This is a genomic window from Streptomyces sp. SID5785 (genome assembly GCF_009870065.1).
Lineage (GTDB): Bacteria > Actinomycetota > Actinomycetes > Streptomycetales > Streptomycetaceae > Streptomyces.
The window spans coordinates 1-14,842 of sequence record NZ_WWIA01000958.1 but is presented as its reverse complement, the minus strand read 5'-3'; the positions used below and the strand labels follow the sequence as shown (position 1 = coordinate 14,842).

Genomic DNA, 14,842 nt, shown 5'->3' with positions numbered 1-14,842 from the left:
CGCCGGCGCTCCGGCGGGGTCCCCGGCCGGGGCGGCCGGGGCGGCCGGGGCGGGCCCTCCGCTGTGCGGGCCCTCCGGCGCGGTCCCGGGCTGAGCCGGCGCGGGAGCAGCGGGAGTGTCCACCGGCACGGGGGGTGCGGACGGGGCCGGGGGTACTTCAGTGCCCTCGTTCTCGGTGCTCACAGCTTCTCTCCTCGATCCACGGCTGTCATCGGTCCATGGCTGCATGTCTGCGGCGGTCAGGACCGTGACGGCCGACGCCGATGCGGCATGGTCCTGTCACGATCCGGTCGTGCAGTTGTACGCGGTCAGCTTTTCCCACCAGACGTCAGGGCACCATAAGCCGAGCCTGTGCGTCGGTAGACATCCTTGACGGGCGGCGAAACGGACGCATCCGCTGGGCCGGCTTTTGCCGGTCGTACCGCGCGCGATGGCACCATGACGCGGTGACCCACGCACGGCAGCAGCACATCCAGGTCGTCGCCCACCGAGGAGCCTCGGAGGATGCCCCCGAGCACACCCTGGCCGCCTACAGAAAGGCGATCGAGGACGGCGCCGACGCCTTGGAGTGCGACGTGCGGCTCACGGCGGACGGTCATCTCGTCTGTGTGCACGACCGTCGCGTCAACCGTACGTCGAACGGCCGCGGTGCCGTCTCGGCCCTGGAACTCGCGGACCTCGCGGCGCTCGACTTCGGTTCCTGGAAGGACCGCGAGGAGGGGCCCGACTGGGCGAGCAGCTCGGCGGCCCCGGCGGCGGACACCTCCGTGCTCACGCTGGAGCGGCTCCTCGAGCTGGTCGCGGACGCGGGGCGGCCCGTGGAGCTCGCGATCGAGACGAAGCACCCCACGCGTTGGGCGGGCCAGGTGGAGGAGCGGCTACTGCTCCTCCTGAAGAGGTTCGGACTGGACGCCCCCGCGCGCGAGGAGACCTCGCCCGTCCGCGTGATGAGCTTCTCGGCGCGCTCGCTCGCGCGCGTCCAGGAGGCGTCGCCGACGCTGCCGACCGTCTACCTGATGCAGTTCGTGTCGCCGCGTCACCGCGAGGGGCGGCTGCCCAGGGGCGTGGGCATCGCGGGGCCCGGCATCCGCATCCTGCGCAGCCACCCCTCCTATGTCGAGAAGCTCCACCGCGCGGGCCACCGCGTGCACGTGTGGACGGTGAACGAGCCCGAGGACGTGGACCTCTGTGTCCGGCTCGGCGTCGACGCGGTCATCACGAACCGTCCCGCCCAGGTGCTGCGGCAGCTCGGCAGGGCCTGATTCCGGCCAGGTCCGCGCCCCGCATGTCACAGGGAGTGCTCCGGCGCGTTCGGTGCGTGTTCGATCGCCATGAGTGCGTCACGGGACGCGGATTGGCCGGTTTCCGGCCCAGTCAGCTGGGGCATTCACACCGTGGCGTGGGGCAAAGGAGGTCTCGGGGGTGGCGTTGGTGGTGGCACAGGAGGTGCCCGCGTCGTCGAGCATGGCCGTACCCCATGGCCCTGCGGGCGTGGGTGCGGCACGGCGTCGGATGCGTGAGCAGCTGAGGATCAGCGGCGTGTCCGAACCGGTGATCGACGATGCAGTTCTGATCCTTTCCGAACTGCTCAGCAATGCCTGCCGGCACGGCAGGCCGCTGGGCGACGACCTGGCCGGCGACGGGGACGTACGGGCCGCGTGGCGGGTCGACGGCCGCGGCTGCCTCACGGTCGAGGTGACCGACGGCGGCGGGCCGACCCGCCCTGTTCCGGCCACCCCCTCGGTCACCGCGCACGGCGGCCGCGGGCTCAACATCATCACGGCACTCGCCGACGACTGGGGCGTCCGGGACGACGCCCGGGGCGAGGTGACCGTCTGGGTGGTCGTGCACAAGGACGTGCACGCACAGGCCGCCGCGCACCGCCGCGAGGACTTCGCCGCGCGCGTGAGCGCACCGCCCGTCGTGGACCTGTCGGACCTGGGTCTCGCGGACGCCTTCGACGATCTGGGCTGACCGCCGCCCGTCCGAGGCCAGTTGAGGCGTGTCCCCCTGTTGTCGGTACGAGCGGCTAGGCTCGCGCCCGTACGTACGAGAGCCGTATCCGGGAGACACCCAAGATGGCCAAGAAGCGCCCTCAGACCAAGGGCAAGCAGCACGCGGGCAGCGGAGCCTCCACCGAGGGAGCGTTCCCGGTCGTCGGCGCGCGCGAGCCCTGCCCGTGCGGCAGCGGCCGCCGCTACAAGGCCTGTCACGGCCGGGCCGCGGCGCACGCGGTCACCGAGCTGGTGCAGCGCCCCTTCGAGGGCCTCGCGGGCGAGGGCGACTGGATCGCGCTGCGCGAGCTGGTCCCGGCGGCGACGGTCGAGCTGGCGCTGAAGGACGGACTGCCCGAGGGCGTTCCGTCGGTGACGCTGGCGACCGTGCTGCCGATGGCCTGGCCGGCGCTGCGCCGCGAGGACGGCTCGGTCCTGGTCGGCCTGCAGAACGACACGCCGTCAGGTGATCTCAGCCGCGACCTGGCGGACACCCTGCTGCGCGCCCTGGAGGCCGAGCCGGGGAATCCGGTGCAGGCCCGCCGGGTGCCCGCGGACGGCCCGCGGCTGCAGGACGTGCTCGACCCGAAGGGGCCTTTCGAGCCGGTCGTGCACACGGGCTTCGAGTTCTGGGTCCCGGACTCGGAGAACGCGTCGGCGGAGGTCACCGCCTCCCTGGAGCGGGCCAACGCGGCGGCCATCCCGACGGTCAAGCTGACCGGTGTGGACAGCGCGTACTGGTGCGAGACGCCGGAGAAGAACCACCTGCGGTGGGTCATGCCGCACCCGGAGGAGAAGCTCCTGGACGCGCTGGCGCGGCTGCACGCGGCCGGGCGCTCGTCGCTGGGCGAGGGCACGCGCCTGGTGGGCTCGTTCCGCGCGCACGGGCTGACGGTCCCGGTGTGGGACCTGCCGAGCGAGACGAAGGCCGAGGACATCGAGAAGCCGGCCGCCGAGTTCGCCGAGCGGCTCGCCGGGGCCCTGGCCGCGGACGCGCCGCTGTCGGCGGACGAGCGGCGTGCGCGCGGGGGGCTCACCAACCGACAGGTGACGCTCAGCTGACGCACAGGAACACGGGAGCGGAGCGGGTGACTCCGGTCACAACTCCCGGTAGTTGCAGGTAAATCCATGTCCGAATAGAAGAGATCGAATTTGCTAACTGCCGATCTCTTGTTACCGTTCAAGTAGCCCGGTTGCTGGTGCATCCCCCGTCGCCAGCAACCGGGCGTTTTCATGCCCTCGCCCGGCCCGCGAGCCCGGCCCCTGCGGTCAACACCCGTAGCACGGCGCCGAGTTGCTCGCCCCCGGCGCCGCGTGCCCGTACCGCGTCAGAGCTCCGTTCAGAGTCCGTTCAGAGCTCCGGGGCGCTCACCCCGGTACGCGTCAGAGCGTCCACCACGGCGTCCACCACAGCCTCCACGTCCGGCACCCACGGAGCCGCGGAGCCGGGCAGCGGCGCCCTCTCCCAGCGCACGGGGCCGGCGCCCGTCGTGGACGGCGGCAGGGCGATGTAGCCGCCCTCACCGTGGAAGCGGAGCGAGCCCGGGACGAAGTCCTTCGCGTAGAGGAGCTCGCCGAGCTGTTCCATCGAGTAGGGCGCCACGAGGATCACCAGGCGCTCGCGGGTCGCGAGCACGGGGCCGAGCCGGATGCCCTTGCGGTCGAGCACCGCGAGGGCGCGGGCGCCCGCGACGGCCGGCAGGCTCACGGCGCACGGGGCACGGCCGCCGGACGCTCCCGCGGGGGCGCCGGTCGCGAGCACGATCGGCGCCGCGGGGCGGTTCGTCCACCACCAGCGCACCATGCGCTCGTCCGTCGTCGCCGCGAGCAGCCCCGGGTCGAAGGGGTGCGCGCCGGGCACCGTGCAGTCCGGGTCGGGGCAGGCGCAGCGGACGCCGTCCCGGCGCCCCGCCGCCTCGAGCCCTATGCCCGGCAGGACCGGCCACCGCCATGCTGTCGCGAACGTGAGGACCGCGCCGATCAGGTCAGACTTCCCGTTGTCACGCCTGGACAGGAACCTGCGTCGCCTTCCGAGGATCTCGCGCATGAGCGCTCGTTCCTTTCCGTTGACCGAAGAGAACGCTTTGGGCCACATCACACTATGTGTCGATCAGTCACTGCGCGTACGTGGTGGAGCGCCTGACCCCGGTCTGAGCTGCCGGGCCGAGGCAGGAGGATCCCCTATAGGTGGAACTCCTATAGTCCGAGCGCCTGCTGCGTGCTTCAAAAGCCTGGCGTGGGGTGGCGACGCCTGGCGTTTGCCGTCCCGCGTATTTCTCGCCGCCTCCCTCGCGGGAGGATGGGGCACGGTCGTCGTTGGTTATGACGCCCGGGTCCGTCACCAGGTTCCGAGTCGATCCCAACTACCCCTGGTCTTCACCGAGTACGTACCCACAGCGACCGCAGTGACGCTCCGTCGAACCACGCCAGTCGACCGCAATACACCCATCCCCAGGGCATTTTTCGGCCAACCTGAAATGGGTGGATCGTGGCCGGTTCGAACCGTGCGACGAAGGCGGCGCCAAGAACGCGCGAGCACAGTAGCCACTTGACCACCACGGACACCAGGAATCCCAGCAGGACAATGCTGGACATCCCCTCTCCAGTGCGTGTAGATGTGGAGACATTGCTGGCGGCGCAGAGCTTGACAAGGCTGACATGGGGGTTTGCGATGCTATGGAGCAATATGCACCGGCCGGAAAGCCGGAAGCCATGACAACCCCACGCTCGCCGAAAGTGGCTGGAATCGATTCCCCGCCTGGACAGGTCCCCCCACCCGCCCACACGGTCCCGACCTCTCCGGCCCCCGCACCCGTCCCCGCCGCGGCCTCCCCGGCATCGGCCCCGTCCGCCCTGATCCAGGACCGGCTGGCCGGCTGGGTCTCGGACCTCACGACCCTCCACGAACTCACGGAGCGGCTGGCCCGCACCGCCTCACTGGAGGAAGCACTGCACGAACTCCTGCGCGCCGGAGCCGCCCTGGTGGGCGCCCGGCGCGGTCTCGTCGTGCTCGAGCCCGGTGACGGCCGGGGCCCCGACACCACCGTCGGACTCGGCCTGTCCCGCCCCGACCTCGGGCACATCGAGACGGTCCCGCGCGGCGCCACCTCGTACGGCCGGATCCTGGACGGCCTGGCCACCGACCCCGAGGCCCACCCCGACCTGCTCTCCGAGGACGGGCTCGACCCACGCCACCGCGAGGTCGCCGCCCGCCTCGGCTACGCCGCGAGCTACGCGCTGCCGCTCGCCACCGAGGACGCGGGCCGGCTGGGCGCCGCCGTGTGGCTGTACGACGAGCCCGCCGAGCCCGCCGAGCGACGGCGCCACCTCGTGGGCCTGTACGCGGCCCACGCCACCGAGCACCTCGCCCGCCTGCTCGAACTGGAACGTACGCGCGCGTGGTCGCGCACCGTCGCCGACGAGCTGCTGCCCGCGCGGCTGCCCCGGATGGCCGGTGTGCAGCTGGCCGCCCGCCACCGCACCGGACCGCGCGGCGGCGGCGACTGGTACGACGCGCTGCCGCTGCCCGAGGGCGCGCTCGGGCTCGCCGTCGGCTCGGTCACCGGCTGCGGTGCGAGCGCCGTCGCCGCGATGGGCCGGCTGCGCGCCTCCTTGCGCGCGTATGCGGTGATGGAGGGCGAGGACCCGGTCGCGGTGCTGTCCGACCTGGAGCTGCTGCTGCGGCTGACCGAGCCGGCGCGCAGCGCCACCGCCCTGTTCGCGTACTGCGAGCCGGCCCAGCGAAAGATCGTTCTTGCAGGGGCCGGACACAGCCCGCCCCTGCTGGTCGGCCCGCGCCGCACCGAGTTCGTCGAGACCACCCTGTCCGCGCCGCTCGGCATGCTCGCCTGCTGGGAGGCGCCGAGCACGGAGGTCGAGCCGGAGCCCGGCGAGACCGTGCTGCTCTACACGGACGGCCTGCTGCGCCGCACCGGCGACGCCATGGACCGGGCCTTCACCCGGCTCCACGCGGCCGCCGCGAGCGTCCCGCGCGCCCTGCGCGACGACCCCGGCGCGCTCGCCGACCACGTCCTGCACACGATGCTCCCGGACGGCCTGGACGCGGCCGACAGCGACGAGGACGTCGTCCTCCTGGCGGCCCGTTTCGAGTAGGCGCCCGCACACAGCCTGTGAGAGGTCCCGACCGGGGTCCTCCGGCCCTGGACCCCTTTCCGGACACTCGTACGATGGACGGGGTCCATCACCCCTTAAGGCCGCAAACAGGAGGAACTGTGTCGGAGGAGCTCACCACCCCGGAGACCTCGGAAGAAGAGCCCATCAAGCAGCGCAAGAACGGCCTCTACCCCGGCGTGTCCGACGAGCTCGCCGAGAGCATGCAGTCCGGCTGGGCCGACACGGAGCTGCACGACCTGCAGCCGATCGCCCAGGCCGCCGAGACCGCCGCGCGCCGCAAGGCCCTGTCCGCCCGTTTCCCGGGCGAGCGCCTCGTGATCCCCGCGGGCAACCTGAAGACCCGCTCGAACGACACGGAGTACGCCTTCCGCGCCTCCGTCGAGTACGCGTACCTGACCGGCAACCAGACGGAGGACGGCGTCCTCGTCCTGGAGCCCACCGCGGACGGCCACCAGGAGACGATCTACCTCCTGCCCCGGTCGAACCGGGAGAACGGCGAGTTCTGGCTCGACGGCCAGGGCGAGCTGTGGGTCGGCCGCCGGCACTCCCTGACCGAGGCGGCCACGCTCCACGGCATCCCCGCCTCCGACGTGCGCGAGCTCGCCGACGCGCTGCGCGAGGCCACCGGCCCCGTGCGTGTCGTGCGCGGCTTCGACGCCGGCATCGAGGCGGCCCTGACCGACAAGGTCACCGCCGAGCGCGACGAGGAGCTGCGCGTCTTCCTGTCCGAGGCGCGCCTCGTGAAGGACGCGTTCGAGGTCGGCGAGCTGCAGAAGGCCGTCGACTCCACCGTGCGCGGCTTCGAGGACGTCGTGAAGGTCCTCGACAAGGCCGAGGCCACCAGCGAGCGCTACATCGAGGGCACGTTCTTCCTCCGCGCGCGCGTGGAGGGCAACGACATCGGCTACGGCTCGATCTGCGCCTCCGGCCCGCACGCCTGCACCCTGCACTGGGTGCGCAACGACGGACCGGTGCGCTCCGGCGACCTGCTCCTCCTGGACGCGGGCGTGGAGACGCACACGTACTACACCGCCGACGTCACGCGCACGCTGCCGGTCAACGGCACGTACAGCGCCGTCCAGCGCAAGATCTACGACGCCGTGTACGAGGCCCAGGAGGCCGGGATCGCGGCCGTGCAGCCCGGCGGCAAGTACCGCGACTTCCACGACGCCGCGCAGCGCGTGCTCGCCGAGAAGCTCGTCGCGTGGGGCCTCGTCGAGGGTCCGGTCGAGCGGGTCCTGGAGCTGGGGCTGCAGCGCCGCTGGACGCTGCACGGCACCGGTCACATGCTCGGCATGGACGTCCACGACTGCGCGGCCGCGCGGACCGAGACGTACGTGGACGGCACGCTGGAGCCGGGCATGGTGCTCACCGTCGAGCCCGGTCTGTACTTCCAGGCCGACGACCTGACCGTGCCGGAGGAGTACCGGGGCATCGGCGTCCGGATCGAGGACGACATCCTGGTGACCGAGGACGGCAACAGGAACCTGTCGGCCGCTCTGCCGCGGCGTTCCGAGGACGTCGAGGCCTGGATGGCGCGCCTCAAGGGCTGACCGCCCACGTCGTACCGGACCCCCGCTGTACCGGACCCCCGCCGTGTCCGGGCATCGCCGTCCGACGGCGTCCGCACCCCTCGTGGCGTCACACCGCCATGAGGGGTGCGTCTTTCTTCCACTTGAGGATCTTGTCGAAGCTGACCACGGCGCCGCCGCGGTCCGGACGGTTCTCGAAGTCCACGTGGTCGGCGAGTTCCTCGATCAGGCACAGGCCCCGGCCGTTCTCCGCATGGGTGCTGTGCGCGTGCGCAGCGCGCCCCCGCACCGCGGGGAAGCCCGGTCCGGAGTCGGCCACCTCGATGCGGCACCGCTCGCCGTCCAGATAGGCGGTCACCCGGTAGGCGTCGGCCGCTCCCGACGCGCCGCCGTGCTCCACCGCGTTCGCACACGCCTCGCTCAGAGCGAGGGACAGGTCGAAGGAGATGTCGGGGTCGACGCCGGCCGTCTCCATGGCGCCGAGGAGCAGACGCCGGGCGAGCGGGACGCTCGCGGCTTCGCATCGCAGATGGAGGGACCACCAGATGCTCATGCTCCCGCCTCCCGGCCGCGGCTCGACATACCGATACGTATTGCCGCCACCACCCCCGCGCAATCGCGTAGTTGACGTGATACCGCCCATATGGCGGATGCGGGGTGTCCTGTCCGCGTTGTAAGGGAGATGGCGTGGGGAGATTTCCGGATCTTGCGGACCTGCCGCACCACGGCGACGGGCCCAGTGCGATGATGAGGCCGCCATGTCTGCCCCCCACCCGCGCGAGGCGCGCAGCGCAGCCGAGCTCCGGTTGCTGAGGGCCGCGGTGTTCGCCGCGGTCTGCGTCGTGCTGTCCGCGGCGGGGCACGTCCTCGGCTCGACGGCCTCGGTGCCGCTGTGGACCCTCTCGCTGGGCTTCCTGGCCGTCTTCTGCGCTGCCGTGCCGCTCGCCGGGCGTGAGCGGTCGCTGCCGGGCATCGCCACTCTTCTGGGCGTCGGCCAGATCACGCTGCACACCCTCTTCGGGGCGGGTCAGCACGGCTCCATGGCCATGGGCTCCGCCGAGCCGTCCGTCGTCGAGCGGGCCGCCCGGCTGATGTGCGGGGCCGGCGCCTCGGCGCTCAGCCCGGTGCAGGCCCGGCGCATCCTCGACGACGCCGGTGTGCCGGCCGGCGAGGCGCAGCACCACATGGGGCAGGCGGCCGGGGTGATGGCGCTCGTGCCGTCGCTGCCGATGCTGCTGGGGCACGTCCTGGCCGCGGCCGGCGCCGGCTGGTTGCTGCGCCGCGGCGACCTCGCCCTGAGCGGCGCCCTGCGGCTGTCGCGGGCCTCCGCGCAGTGCGTCACGGAAGGCGCGCTGGTGCGGTCCCTGCGGGGCGCTCTGGCGCTCGTCCGTGCGCTGCGTGCGGGGCTTCCCGAGACGCCGCGGGGACTCGGGGCCGTGCGACGCGGCGCCTTCCTGGCACCGCCGCGGCTGCGGACCGTGGCGTTGCAGCACTCGGTGAGCCGACGCGGGCCACCGGCCGGCGAAGCGTTCCTTCTCGCTGCCTGACACGGCTTCCTTCTGCCACCGCGTGACGCGGGGGTGAGGCGTGCCGTGCGGCACGCGCGCGTGCCCGCCCGTAGTGGGTGCGCTCCTCACCCTCCGATGGATCCCCCGGGGATCCCGCTGAACGTGGAGTCTTTCTGCCATGAAGAAGATGTCCCGCGCCGCTCTGCTCGGTGCCGCCGCCGTCTCCTCCGTCGCTCTGCTGTCCTCGCCGGCCTTCGCGCACGTCTCCGTGCAGCCCGAGGGCGCCGCGGCCAAGGGCGGTTACGCCGTGGTCGACTTCAAGGTGCCGAACGAGCGCGACGACTCCTCGACGATCAAGCTCGAGGTGTCCTTCCCGACCGACCACCCGCTCGCCTCCGTGATGCCGCAGCCCGTGCCGGGCTGGGAGGCGAAGGTGACGAAGTCGAAGCTGGACAAGCCGCTGGAGATGCACGGCGAGAAGATCACCGAGGCCGTCTCCAAGGTCACCTGGACCGCGACCGGTTCGGGCGACGACAAGGGCGTGCGGCCCGGCTACTTCCAGAAGTTCCCGGTGTCGGTCGGCCAGCTGCCGACGGACACGGACCAGCTCGTGTTCAAGGCGATCCAGACGTACGACAACAAGGAGGTCGTGCGCTGGATCGAGGCTCCGCAGAAGGGCCAGGAAGAGCCCGAGAACCCGGCGCCCACCCTCGCCCTGACGGCCGCGGAGGACGACGGTCACGGGGCGTCGGGCGCCGCGCAGGACGGTGCGGACGGCACGAAGGACGACAAGAAGGAGGCCGCCGCGGCCTCGACGGACACGGGATCGGACGGTTCCGGCGACAGCGACACCACCGCCCGGGTGCTGGGCATCGTCGGCATCCTCGTCGGCGCCTCCGGTGTGGCGTTCGGCGTTCTGGCGGGCCGTCGGCGTACCAACAACTGAGCCACCCTCGGTCCGTGCCGGGGTCGCGGTGGGCGACCCCGGCACGGGCCGGCCTCTCACCCACAGGACGTTTTCGCTATGCGCAACACCATGAAGTCCCGCAAGAAGACCGTGCTCGCCGCCACCGGCCTGGTCGCGGCCGCCGCCTTCGTCCTCTCCGCCTGCGGCGGGGGCGACACCGACAGCGCCGACCCGGTCACGGAGGTGTCGACCGACGCCGGGTCGCAGAAGGCCGCGACGGTGCTCGACAAGCCGTTCAAGAAGCCCGACCTGGTCCTGACCGACACGCACGGCAAGAAGTTCGACCTGCGCGAGCAGACCCAGGGCAAGCCGACGCTGATCTACTTCGGCTACACCCACTGCCCGGACGTCTGCCCGCTGACGATGAGCAACCTCGCCGTCGCCAAGAAGGCGCTGCCCAAGTCCGAGCAGGACAAGCTGCAGGTCGTCTTCGTCACGACCGACCCGGACCGGGACACCCCGGCCGTGCTCGGCAAGTGGCTGAAGGCCCAGGACCCCGACTTCATCGGTCTGACCGGTGATTTCGCCACCATCCAGGGCGGCGCCCGCACCATCGGCATCTCCATCGAGCCGACCCAGAAGGACAAGAACGGCAAGCTCGTGTCGATGCACGGCACCCAGGTCATCGCGTTCTCGCCGAAGAACGACGCCGGGTACGTCCTGTACGGCGAGGACGCCACGGTCGACGACTACACGAAGGACCTGCCCAAGCTCGTCGAGGGGGCGAAGCCGTGAGCCGGCGCGGGCGGACCCCGCTGGCGCTCGGCGCCCTGACGCTCGCGGCGGGGCTCGCGCTCACCGCGTGCGGCTCGGGCGACGCGGACACCGACGCGGGCGGCGGCACACCGCAGGTGAAGGTCGGGGAAGCGTTCATCCCCGCGCCCGCCTCCGGTGACATGGCGGCCGGGTTCTTCGTCGTCCACAACGGCGGCGCGGCCGACACCCTGACGTCCGTCAGCAGCGAGATCGCCGGGGAGGTCACCCTGCACACGACCGAGGACGGCGTGATGAAGGAGCAGGGCTCCTTCGCCGTCCCCGCCCACGGCGAGCTCGACTTCGAGCGCGGCGGCAATCACCTCATGTTCGAGAACCTGAAGAAGCGGCCGAAGGAGGGCGAGAAGGTGGCGGTGGAGCTGCACTTCGCCGAGTCCGGCACCGTGAAGGTCGACTTCCCGGTGAAGGCCGCCACCTACAACCCGACGTCGCACGCGTCTCATTGAGAGGCTGACCGCACGTGAAGACCATCGCTCCCCGTTTCCGGCACCTGGTGCTGCTGTTCCTCGCCGTCACCGGTGCGCTCCTGGCCGGTGCCGTCCCCGCGTCCGCGCACGCCGCGCTGACCGGGAGCGATCCCCAGAAGGGAGCGGTGGTCGAGACGGCACCGAAGCAGGTGTCGCTGACCTTCTCCGAGACGATCGCCGTCTCGGACGGCGCACTGCGCGTGCTCGACCCCGCGGGCAAGCGCGTCGACGACGGCAAGGTCGCCCACACCGGTGGTACGACGTACCGGGTGGGGCTGCACGCGGGCCTGCCCGACGGCACGTTCACGGTCGCGTACCAGGTGGTGTCGGCGGACAGCCATCCCGTCTCCGGCGCCTTCACCTTCTCCGTCGGGGCGCCCTCGAAGACCTCCGCGGTGCTGACCGACCAGAACGCGGGCGGGGGCGTCGTCGGCGCGCTCTACGGCATCGCGCGCTACGTCGCGTACGCCGGCTACACGCTGCTCGTGGGCGGCGCCGTGTTCGTCCTGGCCTGCTGGCGGCGCGGCGCCGGGCTCAGGCCGGTGCAGCGGGTCGTCGTGTCCGGCTGGACCGCGCTCACCGCCTCGACGCTCGCGATGCTGCTGATGCGCGGCTCCTACACCGGGTCCGGGAAGATCGGCGACATCTTCGACATGTCGCTGCTCGGCCAGGTGCTGCAGACGAAGACCGGCGCGGCCCTCACCTCCCGGCTGCTGCTGCTGGCCGCGGCCGCCCTCTTCATCGCCGTCCTGTTCGGCGCCTATGTGAAGCGCGCCGAGGACGGTGACGAGAAGGAGATCAAGGACCTCACCTTCGGTCTCGCGATCGGCGGTGGCGTCGTCGCGGCCGGGCTGGGCGCGACCTGGGCGATGGCCGAGCACGCCTCGACCGGCATCCAGGCCGGGGTCGCGATGCCGGTCGACGTCCTGCATCTGCTGGCCGTCGCGACCTGGCTGGGCGGCCTGACCACGCTGCTCGTCGCGCTGTACCGGACACCGTCCATCGAGGGGTCCGCGGTGCGCCGCTTCTCCCGGCTGGCGTTCGGCAGCGTCGTCGTCCTCGCGGGCACGGGGCTCTACCAGTCATGGCGCCAGGTCGGCTCCTGGTCGGCGCTGACCGGCACGCGCTACGGGCAGCTCCTCCTCGTCAAGGTCGGCCTCGTGGCGCTGCTCGTGGGCATCGCCTGGATCTCCCGCAGGTGGACCGGGCGGCTCGCCGAGCAGGCGGCCGGCGCGACGGTGGTGGAGCAGCGCACGGCGGCCGGCGCGAAGCAGCCGGTCAAGGTCGGCGGCGGCGCCGGGAGCGACGCGGCGGCGGACCGGGCCGCCAAGGACGGCAAGAACACCAAGAACGCCAAGGGCGGCAAGGACAGCAAGGACAGCAAGGACTCCGGGAGCGGCAAGGGCGGTCCCGGTGCCAAGGGCGAGAGCCCGGAGCGGGCCGCGCAGCTCGCCCGGCAACGTGCGGCGAGGGACACCGCCCGCGAGAAGCAGGCCCGCGACGCCGACCCGCAGCGCTTCGGACTGCGCCGCTCCGTCCTCGCGGAGGCGGCTGTCGCCATTGTGCTGCTCGTCGTCACCACGATCCTCACGAGCACCGAGCCGGGCCGGACGGAGGAGGAGGCCCGGGCCGCGGGCGCCGTCGCGCAGACGCAGTCGGGGCCGGTCTCCCTGAAGGTGCCGTTCGACACCGGGGCGAAGGACGGCAAGGGCACGGTCCAGCTGGAGCTCGACCCGGGCCGCGTCGGCGACAACGAGATGCACCTCTACGTCCTGCGTCCCAACGGCAAGGCCTTCGACGTCCCCGAGGTGAAGATCGCGTTCACCCAGGAGGCGAAGAAGATCGGGCCGCTGTCCGTCGTGCCCGACCGCATCGCCACGGGACACTGGACCGCGAGCGGTGTACAGATCCCCGTGGCGGGCGACTGGAAGATCGCGGTGACCGTGCGTACCTCGGACATCGACCAAGTGACCGTCACCAAGAACGCGAAGATCGGCTGAACCACCATGGCTGACACAGAGAGCCGTACGGCCCCGGCCACCGACGCATCCGCCGCCCCGGGCATCTCCCGCCGCCGTCTGCTCGGGACGGCCGGGGCGACCGGCGTGGCCCTCGGCGCCGTCGGCGCGGGCGCCGGATACGCCGTGGCCTCCGCGACCGCGCCGGAGCAGCAGACGGCGCTGACCTCGCTCGGCGCGGACCGGGTGATGTTTCACGGGAAACATCAGCCGGGGATCACCACGCCGATGCAGGCCCGCGGGCACGTCGTGGCGTTCGACCTCGTGGCGGGCGCGGGGCGCAAGGAGGCGGCCGCGCTGCTGCGCCGCTGGTCGGCGACGGCCGAGCGGCTGATGGCGGGGGAGCCGGCGGGATCGGCGGACACCGATGTCGCACGGGACGCGGGCCCGTCCTCGCTGACGATCACCTTCGGCTTCGGGCACAGTTTCTTCGCCCGCACCGGGCTCGAGAAGCAGCGGCCGGGCGGACTCGACCCGCTGCCGGACTTCTTCTCCGACCACCTCGACAAGGCGCGCAGCAACGGCGACCTGTGGGTGCAGATCGGCGCGAACGACGCGCTCGTCGCCTTCCACGCCCTGCGCGCGGTCCAGAAGGACGCGGGCGGGGCGGCGAAGGTGCGCTGGCAGACGGACGGTTTCAACCGGTCGCCGGGGGCCACCGCCCACGCCATGACCACCCGCAACCTGATGGGCCAGATCGACGGCACCAACAACCCGAAGCCGTCGGACGACGACTTCGACCGCCGGATCTTCGTGCCCGCCTCGGGCTCCCCCGCCTGGATGGCGAACGGTTCGTTCGTCGTGGTCCGCCGCATCCGGATGCTGCTCGACGACTGGGAGCAGCTCGCGACGAAGGCGCAGGAGAACGTGATCGGGCGCCACAAGTCCTCCGGCGCTCCGCTCAGCGGTGGCTCCGAGACGACCGAGCCGGACCTGGAGAAGACGGACGCGGGGGGCGACCTGGTCGTGCCGGTCAACGCGCACGCGCGCATCAGCCGGCCGGACCAGAACGGCGGGGCGGCGATGCTGCGCCGCCCGTTCTCCTTCCACGACGGCGTCACGGAGGACGGCTCTCCCGACGCGGGGCTGCTGTTCATCTGCTGGCAGGCGGATCCGCTGCGCGGCTTCGTGCCGGTGCAGCGCAAGCTCGACCGGGGCGACGCGCTGTCGGCGTTCATCCGGCACGAGGCGAGCGGGCTCTTCGCGGTGCCGGGCGGCGCGGAGAAGGGCGGCTACGTGGGGCAGGCGCTGCTCGAGGGCTAGGGCCTGTCCGGCGGATCAGGTCGCGTCCGGGTGGCCCGGGCTGTTCTGTGCTGGTGAGCGGGGTCTGGTGCGTCGAGATGCAAGGCGGAGGAGGGCGGCAACGCGATGGGGGTCCCCCCTGCTCGAGCGAAGCCGAGAGCTTGGGGGAGTTGACAACCGACGACAACGCCGCAGGTCGGCGTGCC

General features: G+C 72.1%; 13 protein-coding genes. 11 read left to right on the top strand and 2 right to left on the bottom strand.

Going from position 1 to position 14,842, the window contains the following annotated elements:
* Nucleotides 1-446: 446 nt before the first annotated feature.
* The 3 genes from GTW43_RS31320 (at nucleotide 447) to GTW43_RS31305 (ending at nucleotide 3,056) form a co-directional block, all read left to right on the top strand.
* Nucleotides 447-1,262, top strand: a complete 816-nt coding sequence (locus GTW43_RS31320) for a glycerophosphodiester phosphodiesterase (RefSeq protein WP_161305360.1) — start codon at nucleotides 447-449, stop codon at nucleotides 1,260-1,262.
* Nucleotides 1,263-1,422: 160 nt separating this feature from the next.
* Nucleotides 1,423-1,974 (top strand): ATP-binding protein, encoded by a 552-nt coding sequence (locus GTW43_RS31310; RefSeq protein ID WP_161305359.1) that lies wholly within the window; start codon nucleotides 1,423-1,425, stop codon nucleotides 1,972-1,974.
* A 104-nt stretch (nucleotides 1,975-2,078) separates the two neighbouring features.
* Entirely contained in the window at nucleotides 2,079-3,056 is a 978-nt protein-coding gene (locus tag GTW43_RS31305; RefSeq protein ID WP_161305358.1) for a DUF5926 family protein, read from the top strand.
* 289 nt (nucleotides 3,057-3,345) lie between these two features.
* On the opposite strand, the gene GTW43_RS31300 is transcribed toward GTW43_RS31305, so the two are convergent.
* The gene (locus GTW43_RS31300) at nucleotides 3,346-4,041 is read right to left on the bottom strand and encodes a bifunctional DNA primase/polymerase (protein ID WP_161305357.1); all 696 of its coding nucleotides are present in this window, start codon (nucleotides 4,039-4,041) and stop codon (nucleotides 3,346-3,348) included.
* 665 nt (nucleotides 4,042-4,706) lie between these two features.
* On the opposite strand from GTW43_RS31300, the gene GTW43_RS31295 reads away from it, so the two are divergent.
* Together GTW43_RS31295 and GTW43_RS31290 are read left to right on the top strand one after the other, a co-directional pair.
* A complete protein-coding gene (locus GTW43_RS31295; RefSeq protein WP_202502176.1) occupies nucleotides 4,707-6,107 on the top strand; it encodes a PP2C family protein-serine/threonine phosphatase in 1,401 nt (466 codons plus the stop codon).
* 119 nt (nucleotides 6,108-6,226) lie between these two features.
* Nucleotides 6,227-7,681, top strand: a complete 1,455-nt coding sequence (locus GTW43_RS31290; protein WP_343246175.1) for an aminopeptidase P family protein — start codon at nucleotides 6,227-6,229, stop codon at nucleotides 7,679-7,681.
* 88 nt (nucleotides 7,682-7,769) lie between these two features.
* On the opposite strand, the gene GTW43_RS31285 is transcribed toward GTW43_RS31290, so the two are convergent.
* Nucleotides 7,770-8,213: an ATP-binding protein gene (locus GTW43_RS31285; protein ID WP_161305354.1), complete on the bottom strand. Its 444-nt coding sequence runs from the start codon at nucleotides 8,211-8,213 to the stop codon at nucleotides 7,770-7,772.
* A gap of 205 nt (nucleotides 8,214-8,418) precedes the next feature.
* Between GTW43_RS31285 and GTW43_RS31280 the strand changes: the two genes are divergently transcribed.
* The 6 genes from GTW43_RS31280 to efeB all read left to right on the top strand — a co-directional run bounded on the left by GTW43_RS31280 (nucleotide 8,419) and on the right by efeB (nucleotide 14,657).
* Complete coding sequence (locus tag GTW43_RS31280) at nucleotides 8,419-9,207, top strand: hypothetical protein (RefSeq protein ID WP_161305353.1); 789 nt, start codon at nucleotides 8,419-8,421, stop codon at nucleotides 9,205-9,207.
* Between the two features lie 139 nt (nucleotides 9,208-9,346).
* Nucleotides 9,347-10,114, top strand: coding sequence for a YcnI family protein (locus tag GTW43_RS31275; protein WP_161305352.1), 768 nt, complete (start codon nucleotides 9,347-9,349; stop codon nucleotides 10,112-10,114).
* A 78-nt stretch (nucleotides 10,115-10,192) separates the two neighbouring features.
* Complete coding sequence (locus tag GTW43_RS31270; protein WP_161305351.1) at nucleotides 10,193-10,870, top strand: SCO family protein; 678 nt, start codon at nucleotides 10,193-10,195, stop codon at nucleotides 10,868-10,870.
* A complete protein-coding gene (locus tag GTW43_RS31265) occupies nucleotides 10,867-11,355 on the top strand; it encodes a copper chaperone PCu(A)C (RefSeq protein ID WP_161305350.1) in 489 nt (162 codons plus the stop codon). The genes GTW43_RS31270 and GTW43_RS31265 overlap by 4 nt, the downstream gene beginning before the upstream one ends.
* A 14-nt stretch (nucleotides 11,356-11,369) precedes the next feature.
* On the top strand, nucleotides 11,370-13,376 hold the full coding sequence (locus tag GTW43_RS31260; RefSeq protein WP_161305349.1) for a copper resistance protein CopC: 2,007 nt from the start codon (nucleotides 11,370-11,372) through the stop codon (nucleotides 13,374-13,376).
* A gap of 6 nt (nucleotides 13,377-13,382) precedes the next feature.
* Nucleotides 13,383-14,657, top strand: coding sequence for an iron uptake transporter deferrochelatase/peroxidase subunit (gene efeB, locus GTW43_RS31255; protein ID WP_161305348.1), 1,275 nt, complete (start codon nucleotides 13,383-13,385; stop codon nucleotides 14,655-14,657).
* Nucleotides 14,658-14,842: the final 185 nt, after the last annotated feature.

Bases quoted from the DNA above. Each gene is read 5' to 3' on its own strand.
- GTW43_RS31305 (WP_161305358.1), top strand. From the start codon at position 2,079: ATGGCCAAGAAGCGCCCTCAGACCAAGGGCAAGCAGCACGCGGGCAGC.
- GTW43_RS31300 (WP_161305357.1), bottom strand. From the start codon at position 4,041: ATGCGCGAGATCCTCGGAAGGCGACGCAGGTTCCTGTCCAGGCGTGAC.
- GTW43_RS31295 (WP_202502176.1), top strand. From the start codon at position 4,707: ATGACAACCCCACGCTCGCCGAAAGTGGCTGGAATCGATTCCCCGCCT.
- GTW43_RS31285 (WP_161305354.1), bottom strand. From the start codon at position 8,213: ATGAGCATCTGGTGGTCCCTCCATCTGCGATGCGAAGCCGCGAGCGTC.
- GTW43_RS31280 (WP_161305353.1), top strand. From the start codon at position 8,419: ATGTCTGCCCCCCACCCGCGCGAGGCGCGCAGCGCAGCCGAGCTCCGG.
- GTW43_RS31275 (WP_161305352.1), top strand. From the start codon at position 9,347: ATGAAGAAGATGTCCCGCGCCGCTCTGCTCGGTGCCGCCGCCGTCTCC.
- GTW43_RS31270 (WP_161305351.1), top strand. From the start codon at position 10,193: ATGCGCAACACCATGAAGTCCCGCAAGAAGACCGTGCTCGCCGCCACC.
- efeB (WP_161305348.1), top strand. From the start codon at position 13,383: ATGGCTGACACAGAGAGCCGTACGGCCCCGGCCACCGACGCATCCGCC.